Origin of the sequence: Acidovorax sp. LjRoot118 (genome assembly GCF_964253575.1) — a bacterium.
GTDB lineage: Bacteria > Pseudomonadota > Gammaproteobacteria > Burkholderiales > Burkholderiaceae_C > Acidovorax.
This window is the reverse complement of record NZ_CAXURB020000001.1, coordinates 4,484,612-4,503,025: the sequence shown is the minus strand read 5'-3', so window position 1 is coordinate 4,503,025 and position 18,414 is coordinate 4,484,612. Positions and strand designations below refer to the sequence as shown.

At 67.7% G+C, this 18,414-nt stretch carries 16 protein-coding genes; 9 read left to right on the top strand and 7 right to left on the bottom strand.

Annotated elements, in window-relative coordinates; translation table 11 throughout:
* Nucleotides 1-92 precede the first annotated feature (92 nt).
* The 5 genes from ACSQ9E_RS21205 to ACSQ9E_RS21185 all read right to left on the bottom strand — a co-directional run bounded on the left by ACSQ9E_RS21205 (nucleotide 93) and on the right by ACSQ9E_RS21185 (nucleotide 6,284).
* The gene (locus ACSQ9E_RS21205) at nucleotides 93-1,895 is read right to left on the bottom strand and encodes a diguanylate cyclase domain-containing protein (RefSeq protein WP_436219110.1); all 1,803 of its coding nucleotides are present in this window, start codon (nucleotides 1,893-1,895) and stop codon (nucleotides 93-95) included.
* 20 nt (nucleotides 1,896-1,915) lie between these two features.
* Entirely contained in the window at nucleotides 1,916-3,364 is a 1,449-nt protein-coding gene (locus tag ACSQ9E_RS21200) for an oxygenase MpaB family protein (protein ID WP_428002114.1), read from the bottom strand.
* A complete protein-coding gene (locus ACSQ9E_RS21195; protein ID WP_436219109.1) occupies nucleotides 3,361-4,185 on the bottom strand; it encodes a carotenoid biosynthesis protein in 825 nt (274 codons plus the stop codon). Before ACSQ9E_RS21195 ends, ACSQ9E_RS21200 begins: the two co-directional genes overlap by 4 nt.
* A 244-nt stretch (nucleotides 4,186-4,429) precedes the next feature.
* Nucleotides 4,430-5,248, bottom strand: coding sequence for an alpha/beta hydrolase (locus ACSQ9E_RS21190; protein WP_436219108.1), 819 nt, complete (start codon nucleotides 5,246-5,248; stop codon nucleotides 4,430-4,432).
* A gap of 208 nt (nucleotides 5,249-5,456) precedes the next feature.
* The gene (locus tag ACSQ9E_RS21185; protein ID WP_057201192.1) at nucleotides 5,457-6,284 is read right to left on the bottom strand and encodes a proteasome-type protease; all 828 of its coding nucleotides are present in this window, start codon (nucleotides 6,282-6,284) and stop codon (nucleotides 5,457-5,459) included.
* Between the two features lie 354 nt (nucleotides 6,285-6,638).
* On the opposite strand from ACSQ9E_RS21185, the gene ACSQ9E_RS21180 reads away from it, so the two are divergent.
* Complete coding sequence (locus ACSQ9E_RS21180) at nucleotides 6,639-7,805, top strand: alpha/beta hydrolase family protein (protein ID WP_436219107.1); 1,167 nt, start codon at nucleotides 6,639-6,641, stop codon at nucleotides 7,803-7,805.
* 64 nt (nucleotides 7,806-7,869) lie between these two features.
* Here ACSQ9E_RS21180 and hpaR read toward each other — a convergent pair whose 3' ends face one another.
* Entirely contained in the window at nucleotides 7,870-8,331 is a 462-nt protein-coding gene (gene hpaR / locus ACSQ9E_RS21175; protein WP_082604101.1) for a homoprotocatechuate degradation operon regulator HpaR, read from the bottom strand.
* Between the two features lie 143 nt (nucleotides 8,332-8,474).
* Between hpaR and ACSQ9E_RS21170 the strand changes: the two genes are divergently transcribed.
* The 8 genes from ACSQ9E_RS21170 to ACSQ9E_RS21135 all read left to right on the top strand — a co-directional run bounded on the left by ACSQ9E_RS21170 (nucleotide 8,475) and on the right by ACSQ9E_RS21135 (nucleotide 15,558).
* Complete coding sequence (locus ACSQ9E_RS21170) at nucleotides 8,475-9,182, top strand: fumarylacetoacetate hydrolase family protein (protein WP_436219106.1); 708 nt, start codon at nucleotides 8,475-8,477, stop codon at nucleotides 9,180-9,182.
* The gene (locus ACSQ9E_RS21165) at nucleotides 9,179-9,946 is read left to right on the top strand and encodes a fumarylacetoacetate hydrolase family protein (RefSeq protein ID WP_436219105.1); all 768 of its coding nucleotides are present in this window, start codon (nucleotides 9,179-9,181) and stop codon (nucleotides 9,944-9,946) included. Before ACSQ9E_RS21170 ends, ACSQ9E_RS21165 begins: the two co-directional genes overlap by 4 nt.
* Before the next feature lie 32 nt (nucleotides 9,947-9,978).
* On the top strand, nucleotides 9,979-11,436 hold the full coding sequence (hpaE, locus tag ACSQ9E_RS21160; protein WP_436219104.1) for a 5-carboxymethyl-2-hydroxymuconate semialdehyde dehydrogenase: 1,458 nt from the start codon (nucleotides 9,979-9,981) through the stop codon (nucleotides 11,434-11,436).
* 2 nt (nucleotides 11,437-11,438) lie between these two features.
* Nucleotides 11,439-12,356 (top strand): 3,4-dihydroxyphenylacetate 2,3-dioxygenase, encoded by a 918-nt coding sequence (hpaD, locus tag ACSQ9E_RS21155; protein WP_436219103.1) that lies wholly within the window; start codon nucleotides 11,439-11,441, stop codon nucleotides 12,354-12,356.
* Nucleotides 12,357-12,366: 10 nt separating this feature from the next.
* Complete coding sequence (locus tag ACSQ9E_RS21150) at nucleotides 12,367-12,822, top strand: 5-carboxymethyl-2-hydroxymuconate isomerase (protein ID WP_436219102.1); 456 nt, start codon at nucleotides 12,367-12,369, stop codon at nucleotides 12,820-12,822.
* A gap of 6 nt (nucleotides 12,823-12,828) precedes the next feature.
* Nucleotides 12,829-13,632, top strand: a complete 804-nt coding sequence (hpaH, locus tag ACSQ9E_RS21145; RefSeq protein WP_436219101.1) for a 2-oxo-hept-4-ene-1,7-dioate hydratase — start codon at nucleotides 12,829-12,831, stop codon at nucleotides 13,630-13,632.
* 10 nt (nucleotides 13,633-13,642) lie between these two features.
* On the top strand, nucleotides 13,643-14,455 hold the full coding sequence (hpaI, locus tag ACSQ9E_RS21140; protein WP_436219100.1) for a 4-hydroxy-2-oxoheptanedioate aldolase: 813 nt from the start codon (nucleotides 13,643-13,645) through the stop codon (nucleotides 14,453-14,455).
* 119 nt (nucleotides 14,456-14,574) lie between these two features.
* Nucleotides 14,575-15,558, top strand: a complete 984-nt coding sequence (locus ACSQ9E_RS21135; protein WP_436219099.1) for a Bug family tripartite tricarboxylate transporter substrate binding protein — start codon at nucleotides 14,575-14,577, stop codon at nucleotides 15,556-15,558.
* Nucleotides 15,559-15,718: 160 nt separating this feature from the next.
* Here the strand turns inward: ACSQ9E_RS21135 and mutS are convergent, their stop codons facing one another.
* The gene (gene mutS / locus ACSQ9E_RS21130; RefSeq protein ID WP_436219098.1) at nucleotides 15,719-18,340 is read right to left on the bottom strand and encodes a DNA mismatch repair protein MutS; all 2,622 of its coding nucleotides are present in this window, start codon (nucleotides 18,338-18,340) and stop codon (nucleotides 15,719-15,721) included.
* Between the last annotated feature and the right edge of the window lie 74 nt (nucleotides 18,341-18,414).

Genomic DNA, 18,414 nt, shown 5'->3' with positions numbered 1-18,414 from the left:
GTAGGCGGTGGTTGCCCAGTATGCCTTCGGAAGGCGGGATGCGTGCACAACGCGTGCCGAGCAGGGGGGCGGGGCTTGGCTGGCGCATGGGGTCAGGCCGGCAGCGCTACGCTGGCTTCGTTGCGGACGAGGCAGTGCTTGCCGCTTTGCTTGCCCTTGTACATGGCGGCGTCGGCCAGGCGGATCAGCTCCCGGGGCTCGGCGGCGTCGATGGGGGCCAGGGCATAGCCGATGGTCAGGCCCACGTGCATCTGCAGGTGGCTCATCACGAAAGGTTCCCGGAAGGAGTGCAGCAGTGCGTTGCCCAGGTCCTCGGCCTGCTCGGGGCGGACCAAGTCAGCCGCCATGATGATGAATTCGTCGCCGCCCAGGCGCGCGACAACGTCCGTCTTGCGCCTCACATGGTCCTGCAGCCGGTGGCCCACGGCCACCAGCAGATCGTCGCCGACATCATGGCCGTGCATGTCGTTGATGGGCTTGAAGCCATCGAGGTCCAGCAGATACACCGCCACCAGCCGGTTGGGGGCGCACAGGGAGATGGCCGAGTTCAAGGCCAGTTGCAGGCCGCGCCGATTGGGCAGACCGGTGAGCGCGTCGGTGTAAGCCAGGGCGCGCATGGCATCGCGCTCGCGCAACGCATCGTCGGTGGCTTGGCGCAGGGCCTCCGAGCGCAGTGCCAGCACACGCAGAAAGAGCAGCATGTCCACTGTGGCCCCGATCTGGAAGGAGTGCAGGGTCCAGAACGACAGTCGGGCCCAGCCTTGAACTAGGCCCACCATCACAGCCGCCGCAACGAAGTAGGCGATCCAGGCGGCCAGCAGCGTGGCGCTCACGGTGTCTCCCTGGCGCACCCTCTTCAGGGCCAGCGGCAGGCTGATGAGCGAGGGTAGCGGGCCGAAGATGCTCAGGAAGGCCGTGGCCTGCCGGGTGTCGATCAGGTCGGCGAGGAAAGCGATGCCCACCAGGCCGCACAGTGCGCCGCCCCCCTGCATGATCCGCAGGAAACGGCTTTGCGGATTGTCCCCCGCCAGGGCGTAGCCCATGAACAGGAAAGAGGCCCCCAGGGCTAAAAGCCCCGCAGCGCTGGCGGCGTGGACCTCCATCCATTGGTTGTCGCTCCACAGGAACTGGCTGCCGATGCCGAAGAACTGGAGCGAAAAGCCTGCGCTGCCGATGACCAGCAGGGCGTAGAAAAGGAACAGCTTCTCGCGCTGGCTGGCCCACTGGGTCAGGCTGTAGACCATCAGGCACAGGGCCAGGCCGGCCAGCAGGCCCTGCAACATCTGCTCGCGCAGGGCCAGCGGCAGCAGCACCGGCGCCTTGCTGATGGACATGGGCAGGATCATGGCGCCACCGGTGCGGACCCGCACCAGCAGCCCATACGGCTGGCCCGGCTGCAGGTCCAGCATCATCGAGTGCGTGCGCCCGCGCAGCGGCCGTTCGGAGAAGGGGCGCAGGTTGCCCAGCAAGGCCTTCTGCACCACCGCACCGCCCTGCGTCAGGTAGAAGTCCACCTCGTTCAGCACGGGGTAGTCGATGTTCACGATCCAGGGATGGCCCGGTGCCTGCGCCACCGCCAGGGGAACATGCAGCCACACCGCATCCTGGCGCACGCCCAGCGTGCCGGCGGCCCCCCGGGGCGCTTCGAACTCCGGCAGGCGCGCCAGCACCTCCTGCGCCGTGAGCTGCCGGGTGGGGTCTGAGAGCAGGGCCATGTGCGGCCACAGGTCGCTGCTGGGGATGCCCTCCTGCAACACCAGTGCAGGGGCCGCAGCCTGGGCGCTCAACGCAAGCGGGGCCAGCAGCAGCAAGGCCAGCCATGCCAGCACCAGGCGGCACCACCGCGCGCCAGCGGCCCGCCACCCGTGTGGACGCGGTTGCCGGGAGGCTGGCATGGTGGGGCCGCAGCGGTTCACTATGCCGCGTCCTCGGCGGTGTTGGAGAGGTTCACGCTCCAGCTGCCGCGCTTGGTGAAACGGTCCTCGATGCGGTTGATCCACTTGGGCGCATTGGGGTCGTCGCTCCAGTTGTGCACCACACCGTCCACCTGGTTGAGCAGCTCGCTGGGCAATTGCAACGGCCGGGTCTGGCTCATCAGCACGCGGCTCATGAAGTGGTAGCCCAGTATGCGCGTGAGCGTGCGCACGATGGAAAAGCGCGGCAACACCAGGCGCAGCACCCAGTCGATGACCCGGGCCACCAGCAGCACGCCCCAGAACAGCAATGCCGACGACCAGGGAACGCTCTGCGTGAGCCCCAGGTCGCCCGCCGTGGCGCGCCCGCACAGAAAGCGGGTCATCAGCTGCGGAAAGGGCTTGGCGATGTCCCAGGGGATGGAGTTGGCCATGGTGGCCATGAGCGCCTGGCCCAGGCCTGGGCGGGGATCGGGCGTCACCGGCTCGGCGCGGCCGCGGGCCTGCATGCGGGCCATCAGCTCCTTGCCCTGGTCCATGGTCTCGACCATCAGCCCGCGCTCGATGCCCAGGATGTGGCCGACCACGTTCCAGGCGTGCAGGTAGGCCTCCTCGTCGCGTGGCGGCAGGCCGATGCCCAGTCGGCGCATGCTGCGCAGGAACACATAGCCGAAGGTGAGCAGCGTGTAGGCCAGCTCTTCCTGGTTGCAGGGCAGGCCGTCGTGGGCCAGGTCCCAGCCGCGCGCGAACAGCGCCTGGTACATCGTGGGCTTGGTCGGCAGGCCCGGCAGTTGGCCAAGCGTGCCTGCGCCGACGATGTTCACCTGCGCCAGCAGGTCCTTCACGGCCGTCTGTGGTGCGCCGCGCATGATCAGGTTGCGGATGGTGGCGTGGATAAGCCGCACCTTGAGGATCTGCGCCACGCCTGCGCCGTCGTCGCTGGTCAGGCCGCCATGCATCATCACCGGGAAGATCATGGCGGCGGTGGAGCGGATGCGGTACTCGGTGTGCTGTTCCAGCTGGCCGGCGGTGTGCAGCACGCTGGAGAGATCGGGAATCACATAGCACTCGGGCAGGCTGGCGCAGAACAGCAGGATGCACGACAGCGCGCCGTGGTCGAAGAACAGCTTCTCTGCGCGCTTGATCTTCTCCTTGTCCGCCCAGTCGGGCAGCGCCTGGCCGGCGGCGAGGTAACCCTGCAGGGCGGCGGCTATCGCCTCGTTCGTGCCTGCGGGGGCCTGCCAGCCGTCAATGCTGGCGTTGGTGGTCCAGGTGACAAACAATTCGTTGACGGCGCTGATACGTACCCACTGGGTTGCATTTTTGTCGGGGATGCCCGGTGGCCAGGGGCCCAGGATGTCGTCGATGGTGCCATCGGCCAGCGGGTCCGCATGCCGCTGCATGGAGGCCAGGGCCGCATCCGAGATGGCGGGCGTGCTGTGGTCGTTCATCGTGCGGCTTTCAACTGGTTGCGCCAGCGCTGCAGGCCGCCCAGGGCGCACAGCAGCGGTATGCCCATGGCAAACGGAGCGATGGATTTGATCTCTACCGGGTGGCCCAGGAAGACCTGGAACACGATGCCGGCGCTGTAGATGCCCAGCGGCACGGTGGCGTGGCGCGGCAGGAAGTTGACCGAGCCCGCCTTGAGCGGCATCTTGCGCGTGGAAAAGCGGAAGGCGCACAGAATGCAGAAGCTCACGAAGACCCAGCCGAAGAAGCCCTGCACGGTCTCGCCGAACCAGGCGCCGTCGGTCTTGGTCATGATCCAGGCCTTGAGCACGTACACCAGGTAGGGGTCGGCACCCAGATCGAAGGCCGTGACGATCATGGCCGCCAGGAATGACAGGAACAGCGCATTGCCCACCCCGGGCGCGCCGTCCACCGGTGCCTGCCAGACGATGAGGTTGCTGATCACATAGCCCGCATAGGTCAGCGCGAACCACATCATCGGGATGACCACAGGCACGCCTACGAAGCGCAGGCCCAGCACGTCGGTGTAGGTGTAGCTGCCGAAGAACCAGCCATGGGTGCTGCCCATCTGCTCGGCAAACCAGCCCAGGGAGACGGAAATCACCAGAAAGTGCAGCGCGGCCGCAGCGCCCAGCAAACGGGCGGCACTGGCCCAGGTGGCGGCGAACATCAGCACCGAGGCGATGGCGATGGCCAGGGTGACGCCTTTACCGGGCCCTATTGAGGTGTAGATCAGGTAGCCGGATACCAGCGCGAAGATCAGCACTGGCAGACGGACGGTCAGTGAATTGGAAGCAGGCATGAAACGTGTACACGCTGTTACAAAACCCCAGTGTAGGGGATTGTTGCGACAGATCCCCCGCTTTTTTGTCCTGAGAATCCGCCAACAGCGCGCTTTTCCCCCTCTATTTTTCGGTTCACCATTGTGGCGTCAATTGCGCGCACCCGTGAATAGACCGGAAGGATTAGGAACGCACCCCATTCAGGGGACGCTCCATGTGCAAAAAGTCCCGGCTCCCGGCTGTGCAGGAGGCCGGTACAGCGGCTTAGCCGTGTGCGACCACGGCGGCCAGATTCAGCAGCGAGGCCTCGATGGCGGCGGCTGTGGCCAGGGGTTGTTCCATGGGAAAGAGGTGGCTGCCGTCGAGCATCATGGTGCGGCCTTCGGTCACGCGCAGCGTCATGGCCATGCCCACCTGCTTCATTTCTTCGGAATCGCGCCCGCCGATGAAGGCGGCGGGGCACTGCAGCGGGTGCCGGCTCAGCAAGCGGCCCAGGTTGTGGGGCAGGGTGTTGTAGATGGCGGTCTCCACCGCGCGGTCGAAACCCAGCACGCGCTTGCCGTCCTGGTCGGCCAGGCCGTGGGTGATGTAGTCCTGCAGTACCTCGGGGTGCCAGCGCGCAAAGGCCTTCTTGCGGCGAAAGTGCTCCAGCGCTTCGTCGCTGCTGGCCCAGGAAAAGCGCCGCTGGCGGCTGACCTTGCCGGGCGAGATGGAGCCCACCACCTGGGTGCGCTTGGCCACGTCCAGCGCATTGGCGCGCCAGCCGCCGATCAGCGGCGAGTCGATCAGCAGCACGCCGCGCACCAGGTGCGGGTGGCGCGCCGCCGCCATCACGCTCAGAAAACCGCCCAGCGAATGCCCCACCAAAAAGACCGGCTCCCCCAGGCGCTCCACCTGCTGGCCCGCAAAATCCGCCAGGTGCTGCACCAGGTGCGGCCAGTTGTTGGAGACCGGGTACTCGGACTCATGTCCGTACCGCTCCACCGCGCTGATGTCGAAGCCGCGCTGGCGCAGGAGCTTGAAGAGAAGGCGGTAGGTGCCCGCAGGGAAACTGTTGGCGTGCGAGAAGACGATAGGGAGCATAGAGGGGGGAACGGGAGGGGGGCACGGCGGCAGGCGCGCCCGGCACGCAGAAGGTGGGAATGGATCCGACGTGCCCGAGCAGGTTGCGAAAACGCGTTCGATCTAGGCGCAAAGCACAGCCATAGCTCGGGCTATGGCGCGCATTTGCAACGACGAGCGGGCGTTTTTTCGCAGCATGAGCGGGTATGGCGGATTCGTTCTCACCTTCTCAGATGAGCTTGTCCAAGTGGTTGGTGATCTTCTTGAGCGCCTTGCTGCGCGACGGGTTCACCATGATGGGCACGGTCGTGTCGCCACCGCCCCAGGCCGGGTCCTCGATGCTGTCGAACACCTCACGCAGCTTCTGCCCCCAGTTGTCGTGCAGCATGCGGAAATAGGGGTTGTGCTCGTCGATGCAGATGATCTTGTCGGTGGCGAAGCGGTCCACCTCGTACACCACCAGATCGAGCGGCAGGCCCACCGAGAGGTTGGACTTGAGCGTGCTGTCCATGGACACCAGGGCGCATTTGGCGGCCTCGTCCAGCGGGGTTTCGGGTGTGAGCACGCGGTCCAGCACGGGCTTGCCGTATTTGGACTCGCCGACCTGGAAGTAGGGCGTCTCGGACGTGGCCTCGATGAAGTTGCCGGCCGAGTACACCTGGAACAGGCGCATGCCCTCGCCCTTGATCTGGCCGCCGAAGACCATGGACACGTTGAAGTCCACACCCGAGCGCTTGAGCGCTGCGCCATCGCGCTCGTGCACATGGCGCACGGCGGCACCCAGCACGCGCGCGGCGTCGAACATGCTCTTGGCGTTCCAGATGGTGATGGGTTCTTCCTCGTCGCGGTCGATGATCTGCTCGGTCTGCAGGATTTCACGCACCGATTGCGAGATGGACAGGTTGCCCGCGGACAGCAGCACCATGAAGCGGTCGCCCGCCTTCTCGTACAGCATCATCTTGCGAAACGAGCTGATCTGGTCCAGGCCCGCATTGGTGCGGGAATCGGACAGGAAAACCAGCCCGGCATTGAGTTTGATGGCGACGCAATACGTCATGGAGGCTTAGGTCGGCAAAAAGGAAGCATTGTGGGGCGCCAATCGACGGAGCGAGGGGCTTGGCTAGGCTCTTAGGCCCTGCAGTGTGCACCAGCCTGGGCATCGGCGCTGCCGGGGCGTTTCAAAAACAATAGCTAAAGTGCCAGGCGGCGCAGTGGCAACCCCCGATTTTATGGCCAATCCGCCGCGAAGCACTTTCCCCAGGCGACGCCATTGCCCACAGGACACAAAATCTGACATCCCCACGGCGTGTTGGCTGACGTGAATTCGCGCCGCCATGCTTACCATCGTTCACAACTCATACCTGAAGGCGGTACCTTGTTCCAATTTCCTACCCTTGCAAGGCCTGCGCTCGTGCCGCGCTGCATTCTGGTGGCTGCGGCCATTGCGCTGACCGCCTGCGGTGGCGGTGACAACAAAAGCGATGGTGACGCCACGGTGCCGCCGCCGATCGCTGCGGCAGGCGACCTCAAATCGGCTGCGCTGCTGAACACCATCACCCCGGCCCAGATCACCGAGGCGCTCGCCAAGGACGCCTCCAAGGTGCAGGGCATCGTGCCGCGCTACTCCGTCACCTCCTACCGGCTGGAGTACCTGACCTCCGACGCCCAGGGGCGGGAGGTGCGCGCATCGGGCCTGGTCAGTGTGCCCGTCAAGGCGCTGGGCGCCAAAAGCCCGGTGCTGGGCTACCAGCACGGCACCATCTTCACGAGCGCCGAAGCCCCCAGCAACAACGCGGTGGGTTCCGAGGTCGCGGTGGTGATGGCTTCCCTGGGCTACATCGTCGTGGCGCCGGACTATGTGGGCTACGGCGTTTCCAAGGGCGTGGCGCATCCTTACCTGCTCTCGGGCCCCACGGCGGCGGCCACGCTGGACATGCTGACGGCAGCGCGCACCTGGCGCAGCCAGGGCAATGCGGCCGACAACGGCCAGCTGTTCCTCACCGGCTACTCCGAAGGCGGCTACGCCACCATGGCGGCCCACCGCACCTTGCAGGCCGGCACGGCGCCCGAGCGCCAGGCCCTGCGCATGGTGGTGGTGGGGGCTGGGCCCTACAACGTGCAGGCCACGCTCGATGGCTTGGTGAACGTGGTGCGCGATCGCGAGCCTGTGCTCGGCGCGCTGATCAACCCCGGCTTCCTGCGCTACCTGGGCGGCAGCGTGCAGCGCGAGGTGCGCCGCGCCCTGCTGAAAGCCCTGCTGCCCGATGAGGCCGACGTGACCTTCGACAACCAGTTCATCGACAACTTCCTGGCCGACGACGTGCAGGCCGTGGCGCGCGTGAGCAGCGTGCACGACTGGAAGCCGCAGGTGCCCGTGCGCCTGTACCACGGCCGCGACGACATCACCGTGCCCTATGGCAGCTCGGTCACCACGCTGCAGGCCATGCGCGCCCAGGGCGCCGGCGACCTCGTGACCCTGACTGACTGCACCGCCGTGCCCTCCAGCCACATCGGCTGCGTGCCGCCGTTCATCAACTTCATGCTGGGCCAGCTGGCGCCTCTGGCACAGGATCTTTGATCCCCCCACGGGTGCCGCCTCGGGGTGGGGCGGCATCCGTACTGCCAGCGATAGCGCGCGATCTTCAGCCCTCGTCGCCCGCAGGCGCTTCGCCGAGCCGCGCGATCACCGCATCGAGCGTGGCGTACAGCTGCGCGATGAATTCCACGCCCATCTCTTCCTCCAGCGCGCGGTAGGTCGCCTCGATGGTGGGCGCGAGCTGCGCCGCCAATGCCTTGCCCTGCGGGGTGACCGACACCATCACCCGGCGCTGGTCATGCTCCAGCCGCTCGCGCAGCACCAGGCCCAGGTCCGCCATGCGTGCCAGGATGCCGGCCAGGCTCGGGCTGGACAGGCGGCAGATGTCGCCGATCTGGCGCGGCTCCAGCGGCCCGTGGTCGAGCAGGGCGCGCACCACGCGCCACTGCTGCTCGGTCAGTCCGACCGTGTGAAGAATGGGCCGAAAGCGCGCAAAGACGCTCTCGCGCGCCTGCAGGAACAAGAGCGGCAGGTTGCGATGGACCAGTTGCGCAGATGGGGAATCCATGGACATTGGGCGGAATCATCCTTGAAAGCGGTGGGGCGGGCCACCGCAGTTGCAGCAACCCTCAGTACAAACCCGGAGAAAAAGGAACAGGTGGGCGATTGACTTACTAGCATGTTAGTAAATAAACTACTCACATGTTAGCAATGTACCAGACCCCTTACGCCGCTCCGTGCCGGATGGAGTTCGACGTCGCGCCCTTTCGCCTGTCCGGCGCGGTCTATGGCGTGCTGCTCAACCACGCACCCGCCCTGGCTGCAATGGAGGCAGCCGCCAGCAAGCCGCCCTACAACGCAGCACCGCTCGCACCGGTCCTGTACATCAAGCCGCGCAACACGCTGGCCGGGCATGGCAATGCCATCGAGGTCCCGGCGGATGCGCCGGAGCTGGAGGTCGGTGCCTGCCTGGGCATCGTGATCGGCCACACCGCCTGCGGCGTGCCCGAGGGGCAGGCGATGCAGCATGTGGCCGGCTACACCATCGTGGGCGACATCAGTGTGCCGCACGATTCGTTCTACCGCCCCTCGGTCCGCTTCAAGGCGCGTGACGGCTTTTGCCCCATCGGCCCCCGCGTGGTGCCGCGCAGCGAGATCGACGACCCCGATGCGCTCGCGGTGCGGGTCCACGTCGACGGTGCACTGGTGCACCAGGCCACCACGGGCGAGCGCATTCGCCCTGTGGCGCGGCTGCTGGCCGAGGTCAGCGCCTTCATGACCCTCTCGCCCGGCGACGTGCTGCTGCTGGGCGCGTCGGCCGGGGCGCCGCGCGTGCGGGCCAGGCAGCGAACCCGTATCGAGATTGACGGCCTGGGCCAGCTCGACAACCATTTCGTTGCCGAAGGAGCTCTTCCATGAAGAAGGCCAGGGTTGCCTACGCAGGCGCCATCCATGAGGCCATGCCCCACGGAGAAAAGATCCGCCTGGCCGATGGCCGGGTGGTGGCAGAAGACGCCGTGGTCTGGCTGCCACCCTTCGAGGTGGGCACCATCATCGCGCTGGGCCTGAACTATGCCGACCACCTCAAGGAGCTGTCGGGCGAGCTGACCGTCACCGCCAAGGACGAGCCCCTGGTCTTCCTCAAGGGCGCGGGCACGCTGATCGGCCACCGCGGCCAGACGCGCCGCCCGGCAGGCGTGGCCTTCATGCACTACGAGTGCGAGCTGGCCGTGGTGATCGGCAAGACGGCGCGCAACGTACAGCGGGCCGACGCCTTGCAGCATGTGGCCGGCTACACCGTGTGCAACGACTACGCCATCCGCGACTACCTTGAGAACTGGTACCGCCCCAACCTGCGCGTGAAGAACCGCGACACCTGCACCGTGCTGGGCCCCTGGTTCGTGGATGCGGCGGACGTGCCCGATCCGCATGCCCTGACTCTGCGCACCCTGGTCAACGGCAAAGTGACCCAGCAGGGGCACACCGGCAACATGGTCAACGACATCCCCGAACTGATCGCTTACCTCAGCAGCTTCATGACCCTGCGCGCGGGCGACGTGATCCTCACGGGCACGCCCGAGGGCGTGGTCAACGTCAACGTGGGCGACGAGGTGGTGACCGAGATCGACGGTATCGGTCGTTTGGTGAACACCATCGTGGGCGATGAGGCTTTCGGGCTCTGAGCCCTGCAACTGACATTCTGGAGACTGATCCCATGCGCATAGAACACCTGATCGCCGGCAAGGCCGTGCCGGGCCGCGATTACTTCGAGACCGTCAACCCCGCCACCCAGGAGGTGCTGGCGGAGGTGGCCAGCGGCGGCGCGGCCGAGGTGAACGCCGCCGTGGCCGCCGCCAAAGACGCCTTCCCCGCCTGGGCCGGCCTGCCCGCGCCCGAGCGCGCCAAGCTGGTCCGCAAGCTCGGCGACCTGATCGCTGCCGAGGTACCGCAGATCGCGAACACCGAGACCCGCGACACCGGCCAGGTCATCGCCCAAACCGGCAAGGCGCTGATCCCGCGCGCCGCCGACAACTTCTACTACTTTGCAGAGATGTGCACCCGCGTGGACGGCCACACCTACCCCACGCCCACACACCTGAATTACACGCTGTTCCACCCCGTGGGCGTGTGCGCGCTGATCTCGCCGTGGAACGTGCCCTTCATGACCTCGACCTGGAAGGTGGCGCCAGCGCTGGCCTTCGGCAACACGGCGGTGCTCAAGATGAGCGAGCTGTCGCCGCTCACCGCTGCACGCCTGGGCGAGCTGGCGCTCGAAGCCGGCATCCCGGCCGGCGTGCTCAACGTGGTGCATGGCTTTGGCAAGGAGGCCGGCGAGCCGCTGTGCGTCCACCCCGATGTGCGCGCCATCTCGTTCACCGGCTCCACCGCCACGGGCAACCGCATCGTGCAGGCGGCCGGCCTCAAGAAGTTCAGCATGGAGCTGGGTGGCAAGAGCCCCTTCGTCATCTTCGATGATGCGGACCTGGACCGTGCGCTCGATGCCGCCATCTTCATGATCTTCTCGAACAACGGCGAGCGCTGCACTGCGGGCTCGCGCATCCTGGTGCAGAAGTCGATCTACGCCGACTTCGCCGAGAAGTTCGCGGCGCGTGCCCGCCGCATCGTGGTGGGCGATCCGCTCGACGAGAAGACCACCATCGGCCCCATGATCAGCCCGGCCCACCTGGCCAAGGTGCGCAGCTACATCGAGCTGGGCCCCAAGGAAGGCGCCACCCTGCTGTGCGGCGGGCTGGAGGCGCCGGACCTGCCGGCCCATTTGAAGAAGGGCAACTTCGTGCAGCCCACCGTGTTCGCCGACGTGGACAACCGCATGAAGATCGCGCAGGAGGAGATCTTCGGCCCCGTGGCCTGCCTGATCCCGTTTGCGGACGAGGCCGAGGCCATCCGCCTGGCCAATGACACGCAGTACGGCCTGTCGAGCTACGTGTGGACCGAGAACATCGGCCGCGCCCACCGCGTGGCCGCAGGCATCGAGGCCGGCATGTGCTTCGTCAACAGCCAGAACGTGCGTGACCTGCGCCAGCCCTTTGGTGGCACCAAGGGCAGCGGCACGGGGCGCGAGGGCGGCACCTGGAGCTACGAGGTGTTCCTGGAGCCCAAGAACGTCGCTGTCTCGCTGGGCAACCACCACATTCCACACTGGGGAGTCTGAGCATGGGCAAACTCGCACTGGCGGCCAAGATCACACACGTGCCGTCCATGTACCTGAGCGAGCTCGATGGCCCGCGCAAGGGTTTTCGCCAAGCGGCCATCGACGGCCATGTGGAGATCGGCCGGCGCTGCCGCGAGCTGGGAGTGGACACCATCGTCGTGTTCGACACGCACTGGCTGGTGAACGCCAATTACCACATCAACTGCGCACCGCGCTTCGAGGGCGTGTACACCAGCAACGAGCTGCCGCACTTCATCAGCAACCTCCCGTACGCCTTCCCGGGCAACCCCGAGCTGGGCCACCTGCTGGCCCAGGCCTGCTGCGCGCAGGGCGTGGAGACGCTGGCCCACCCCGCGACCACGCTGGCGCCCGAGTACGGCACCCTGGTGCCCATGCGCTACATGAATGCGGACCAGCACTTCAAGGTGGTCTCGGTCTCGGCCCTGTGCCAGGTGCATTACCTCAACGACAGCGCGCGCCTGGGCTGGGCCATGCGCCAGGCCATCGAGGAGCAGTACGAGGGCACCGTGGCCATCCTGGCCAGCGGCAGCCTGAGCCACCGCTTCGCGCAGAACGGCACGGCGCCCGAGTTCGCCACGAAGATCTGGAGCCCGTTTCTGGAGACGCTGGACCACCGCGTGGTCCAGATGTGGGAGGCGGGCGACTGGGTCACCTTCTGCGCCATGCTGCCCGAATACGCGGCCAAGGGCCATGGCGAGGGCTTCATGCACGACACGGCCATGCTGATCGGTGCCCTCGGCTGGTCGGACTACGCGGGCCGCGCCGAGGTGCTCACGCCGTACTTCGGCGCTTCGGGCACGGGGCAGATCAATGCCGTGTTCCCGGTCACGCCGCAGACGGGTGCGGCGGTGCCAGGGCCCCAGGCATCGGGCCAGCAGCCATCGGCCAGCCGGCTGTGAGGAGCGCGCCATGCCCCACCTGGTGATCCTCTACACCCCTGACCTGGACCGGCCCGTCGCGCAGGGCGGCAGCGACATGACCGCGCTGTGCCGTGCCCTGGCAGGCGCCATGCGCCAGCAGATGGACGAGGCGGGCAAGCCCGTCTTCCCCACCGGCGGCATCCGCGTGCTGGCCTACCCGGCCGCGCACCATGCGGTGGCCGATGACGGCGATGCCGCACCTGCCGGTGGTCCCTCGCCGGGCTACGGCTTTGTCTACCTCCACCTGCGCATGGGCCGGGGCCGCAGCGCCACCACGCACCAGGCGGTGGGCCAGGCGCTGTCGGCCGTGGCCCATGACCATTTCGCGCCGCTGCTGGCCTCGCGCCCCATCGGCATCACCCTGCAGATCGACGAAGGGCTCGAAGTCTTCGACGCCAGGCACAGCTCTCTTCATCCCCTGTTCAACAAGCCTGCACAGGGCTGACCCTCCATGCTCACCAACGACACCATCGCCGCCCTGGCGCAACAGCTCTACCAGGCGCGCAAGCAGCGCACGCAACTGCGCCATTTCTCCACCCAGCACCCGGGCATGACCATCGAGGACGGCTATGCCATCCAGCGCGAGTGGGTGAAGCTGGAGCAGGCCGACGGTCGCACCATCAAGGGCCGCAAGATCGGCCTGACCTCACGCGCCATGCAGCAGGCCAGCCAGATCACCGAGCCCGACTACGCGCCGCTGATGGACGACATGTTCTTCGACGCGGGCGGCGACATCCCGTTCGAGCGTTTCATCGCCCCGCGCGTGGAGGTGGAGCTGGCCTTCATCCTGGGCAGGCCCCTGAAGGGGCCGGGCGTCACGCTGTTCGACGTGCTCTCGGCCACCGACTACGTGGTGCCGGCCATCGAGATCATCGACGCGCGCATCGAGCAGTTCGACCGCGACACCCGGGCCATGCGCAAGGTGTTTGACACCATCTCCGACTTTGCGGCCAACGCCGGCATCGTGCTCGGCGGCCGGCCCGTGAAACCCCTGGACGTGGACCTGCGCTGGGTCGGCGCCCTGCTGCACAAGAACGGCGTGATCGAAGAGACGGGCCTGGCAGCCGCCGTGCTCAACCACCCGGCCACCGGCGTGGCCTGGCTGGCCAACAAGATCGCGCCGCACGGCGAGCAGCTCAACGCGGGCGACGTGGTGCTGGCCGGCTCCTTCACGCGGCCCGTGGCCGCGGTGCAGGGCGACAACTTCCATGGGGACTACGGGCCTTTGGGTTCGGTATCGTTCCGATTCGTGTGAGGGGCACACCATGCAGCAGATCCCCGAGAACCATTTCCGCAACGCACTGCGCGCGGGCCGGCCGCAGATCGGCCTGTGGGTCGGCCTGGCCGACGCCAATGCCGCCGAGGCCCTGGCCGGCTGCGGCTTCGACTGGCTGCTGCTTGACGGCGAGCACGCACCCAACGACGTGCGCAGCGTGCTCGACCAACTGCGCGCCGTGGCCCCGTACCCCGTGCAGCCCGTGGTGCGCCCGGTGCAGGGCGAGGTGGCCCTGGTCAAGCAGTACCTGGACGTGGGCGCGCAGACCCTGCTCATCCCCATGGTCGATACGCCCGAGCAGGCCGCGCTGATGGTGCGCGCCATGCGCTATGCGCCCGAGGGCATCCGCGGCATGGGCGCGGCGCTGGCCCGTGCCTCGCGCTGGAACCAGGTGGAGGACTACCTGAACCGTGCCAACGGCCAGATGTGCCTGCTGGTGCAGGCCGAGACACCGCTGGCCTTGCAGAACCTGCAGGCCATCGCCGCAACCGATGGGGTGGACGGCGTGTTCTTCGGACCGGCCGACCTGTCCGCATCCATGGGCCATCGCGGCCAGCCTGGGCACCCCGAGGTGCAGCGCGCCATCCTGGATGGCATTGCCACCGTGCGCCGCGCCGGCAAGGCCGCAGGCATCCTGATGGCGGACCGGGCGCTGGCCCAGACCTACCTCGATGCCGGGGCGCTGTTCGTTGCCGTGGGGGTGGACGCCACGCTGCTGGTGCGCGCCGCCACCGAGCTGGCCGGCCATTTCGGCAACCGCCCGGCGCCGCAGGCGCAGCCCGCCGCGGCCAGCCCGTACTGAGCGCGGCACGCCTTGCGCCCGTGCTGCGGTCTTAAGTTAGTGATTTAGCTAGTTAATTAAAAAATGAATGTCACGGTCCCTGCGCTTTTTCAAACCATCACCTTGTGAGGAGACAACCCATGCCAAGCACCCACCCGACCCGCCGCACCGCACTGTGCACCGCTGCCGCCCTGGCCATGTCCAGCATGTCCCCGGGCACCGGCGCCCAGGAGCGCCGCCCGCTCGAATGGGTGGTGGGCATGTCCCCCGGGGGCGGCACCGATATCGTCGCGCGCACCGTGGCCGACCAGATGGGCAAGACGCTCGGCCAGACCATCGTGGTGGTCAACAAGCCCGGCGCCGCGCACAACATCGCGGCAGACTACGTGGCGCGCTCGTCCACCCCCGGCAACCTGTTGCTCACGGGCGATTACGCGGTACTGGCCACCAACCCCTGGCTGTACAGCAAGCTCAGCTACAACGTGGACAAGGACCTCGCCTCCGTGGGCATGCTGGTGCGTTTTCCGCTGATCCTGGTGGTCTCGCCCAAGCTGCCGGTGCGCAACTTCCAGGAGTTCGTCGCCTGGGCCAAGGCGCAGCCCGAAGGCGTCAACTTCGCATCGCCCGGCGCCGGCACGCCGCACCACCTGGCCATGGAGCTGCTGCGCCAGCGCACGGGCCTGAAGATGACGCATGTGCCCTACCGGGGTGTCACGCCCGCCATCCAGGACATCATGGGCGGCCAGGTGCCCTGCATGTTCGTCGAGTCTGCGGGCGGCATGCCCAACATCACGGGCGGCAACCTGCGCGCCATCGCGGTGGCCAGCGCCAAACGCATGGCCACCCTGCCGGAGGTGCCCACGCTGATGGAGCAGGGCCTCCAGGACTTCGAGGCGTTTGCCTGGCAGGGCCTGTCGGTCAACGCCTCCATGCCCGCAGCCGAGGTGCAGCGCCTGAACGCCGCCCTGCAGCAGGCCCTGAACTCCACCCCGGTGAAGGCCCGCTTCCAGACCCTGGGCGTGGAGGCCGTGCCCGGCACCCCCGAGCAGATGAACGCCTACGCCAAGGTGGAGCGTGCGCGCTGGGGCCAACTGATCAAGGACATCGGCCTGAAACTGGAATGACCCCCTGAGCCGCTTCGCGTCTTCCCCCTACAGGGGGACGCCCCCAGCGCGGCGGGGCGGCCCTTGCGCGGCGGCCCTGGCCACCGCAGCGCCAGTTTGTTGAGCGGTCGGCGGCGTCAAGCGCTCTGAAAGCCCGGTCCTCTTGTGGGAATCATGTCGGCTATCCCACCAGCTTCTTGAGCTGGTAGAGCGCGTCGAGCGCCTCGCGCGGGCTCAGCGCGTCGGGGTGGATGCTGGCCAGCAGCGCCTCGACCGGGCTTGCGCCCGCGCTCTCGGGCATGGCCGGCACGGCGAACAGGTCCACCTGCAGTTCATCCTCGCCCGCGCGCTCTTCGAGCGCAGCCAGCGCGTGGCGCGCGTGGTTCAGCACCGCACCGGGCACGCCCGCGAGCTTGGCCACCTGGATGCCGTAGCTGCGGCTCGCGGGGCCGGGCTGGATCTCGTGCAAAAAGACGATGTCGGCCCCCGCCTCGGCCGCGCTCACGTGCATGTTCACCGCATGCCGCGCCTTGGCGGGCAGCTCGGTCAGCTCGAAATAGTGCGTGGCGAACAGTGTGAAGGCGCGCGTCTTGTCATGCAGGTGCGTGGCGATGCCGCTGGCCAGGGCCAGGCCGTCGAAGGTGCTGGTGCCGCGGCCGATCTCGTCCATCAGCACCAGGCTGTGCGGCGTGGCGGCATGCAGGATCTGCGCGGCCTCGGTCATCTCCAGCATGAAGGTCGACTGCGCGTTGGCCAGGTCGTCCGCCGCGCCGATGCGGGTGTGGATGGCATCGATGGGCCCCAGGCGGCAGGCGCTGGCCGGCACATAGCTGCCCATGCTGGCCAGCAGCACGATGAGCGCCACCTGGCGCATGTAGGTCGACTTGCCGCCCATGTTGGGGCCGGTGATGACCTGCATGCGCGTGTTCGCGTTCAGCCGCGTGTGGTTGGCAATGAAGCTGCCGGCCGAGACCTCGGCGAGCCGCGCCTCCACCACCGGGTGGCGGCCGTCCTCGATCTCGATGCAGGGCTCGGCCACGAACTGCGGGGCGCACCAGTTCAGCGTGAGCGAGCGCTCGGCCAGCGCGCACAGCACGTCGAGCGCGGCCAGCGCCTGGGCGAGGCGGGTGAGGGCGGGCACGTGGGGCTGCAACTGGTCCAGCACCTGCTCGTAGAGCCATTTCTCGCGCGCCAGCGCACGCTCGTTGGCCGACAGCGCCTTGTCCTCGAAGGTCTTGAGCTCGGGCGTGATGAAACGCTCGGCGTTCTTCAGCGTCTGGCGGCGGCGGTAGTCATCGGGCACCTTGTCCAGGTTGCTGCTGGTCACCTCGATGTAGAAGCCGTGTACCTTGTTGAACTGCACGCGCAGGTTGGTGATGCCGGTGCGGGCCTTCTCGCGCGTCTCCAGGTCGAGCAAAAAGTCGTCGCAGTTGGTCTGGATGGCGCGCAGCTCGTCGAGCTCGCTGTCGAAGCCCGTGGCCATCACCCCCCCGTCGCGCACCAGGGCGGCGGGTTCTTCGGTGATGGCGCGCTGCAGCAGTTCGGGGCAGTCCAGCGGCGGGTGCAACTGCTCGAAGATCTCCGCCAGGTAGGGCTCGGCCGCCTGGCCGGCACGCGCCAGCAGGGCTGCCTTGTGCAGGGTCTTGCACAGGCCCACCAGCTCCCGCGGGCGCACCTGGCGCAGGGCGATGCGCGCGGTGATGCGCTCCACGTCGCTCACGCCCTTGAGTTCGCCGCGCAGCGTGGCCCAGGGGCCGGCGCCGCCACCGGCCCCACCCGCGCCACGCAGTGCGGTGGTGGCGGCCAGGCGCTGTCGCGCGGCCGTGCGGTCGCGTGGAGGCTCCAGCAGCCAGGTCTTGAGCAGGCGGCTGCCCATGCCGGTCATGCAGGTGTCGAGCAGAGAGAACAGGGTGGGCGCATCCTCACCGCGCAGCGTGCGCGTGATCTCCAGGTTGCGGCGCGTGCTCGCCGGCAGGTCAATCAGGTCGTCGCCGCGCTGCACCTGCACGCTGTGCACGTGGGTCAGGGTGCGGCCCTGGGTGTGCTCGGCATAGGCCAGCAGGCCTGCGGCGGCGGCGTGGGCCTGGGTCAGTTCCTGCGCGCCCCAGGCCTGCAGGCTGGCCGCGCCCAGGTGCTCAAGCAGCTTGCGCTCGCCCAGCGTGGCGTCGAACTGCCAGTCCGGCCGGGGGCCCATCGGGCAGGTGAAGGCGCCGCCCTGGCGCAGCACCTGCAGCTGCTGCTCAAAGCGCTCGGTCACGCCGGCGCTGTAGATCACCTCGCTGGGCGTCACGCGCGCCAGCCAGGCGCCCACCTCGTCCTGCGCGCATTCGGCCAGGTACACCCGGCCCTGGGTCACGCTCAGCCAGGCCAGGCCGGCGCGCCCGCGCGGGCCCTGGTGCAGTGCCAGCAGCATGGACTCGGCCTTGTCCGAGAGCAGCTCGGTATCGGTCAGCGTGCCGGGGGTGACCACGCGCACCACCTTGCGCTCCACCGGCCCCTTGGCGGTGGCCACGTCGCCCACCTGCTCGCAGATGGCGACCGACTCGCCCATCTTGATCAGCCGGCCCAGGTAGTTCTCCAGCGCATGGAAGGGCACGCCGGCCATGATGACGGGCTGGCCCCCGGACTGGCCGCGCTGGGTCAGCGTGATGTCCAGCAGGCGGGCGGCCTTTTCCGCGTCGGCATAGAACAGCTCGTAGAAGTCGCCCATGCGGTAGAAGACGAGCGTGTCCGGGTGCGCAGCCTTCAACGAGAAGTACTGCTGCATCATCGGGGTGTGCGCGGAGAGATCGGTGTTTGTCATCTGAATCCAAGACGGGGTGCGCCCCGGGTTCTCCGGGGGGCTCCGAGTCTATCGCGCAGACCGGCCCGCCAAGA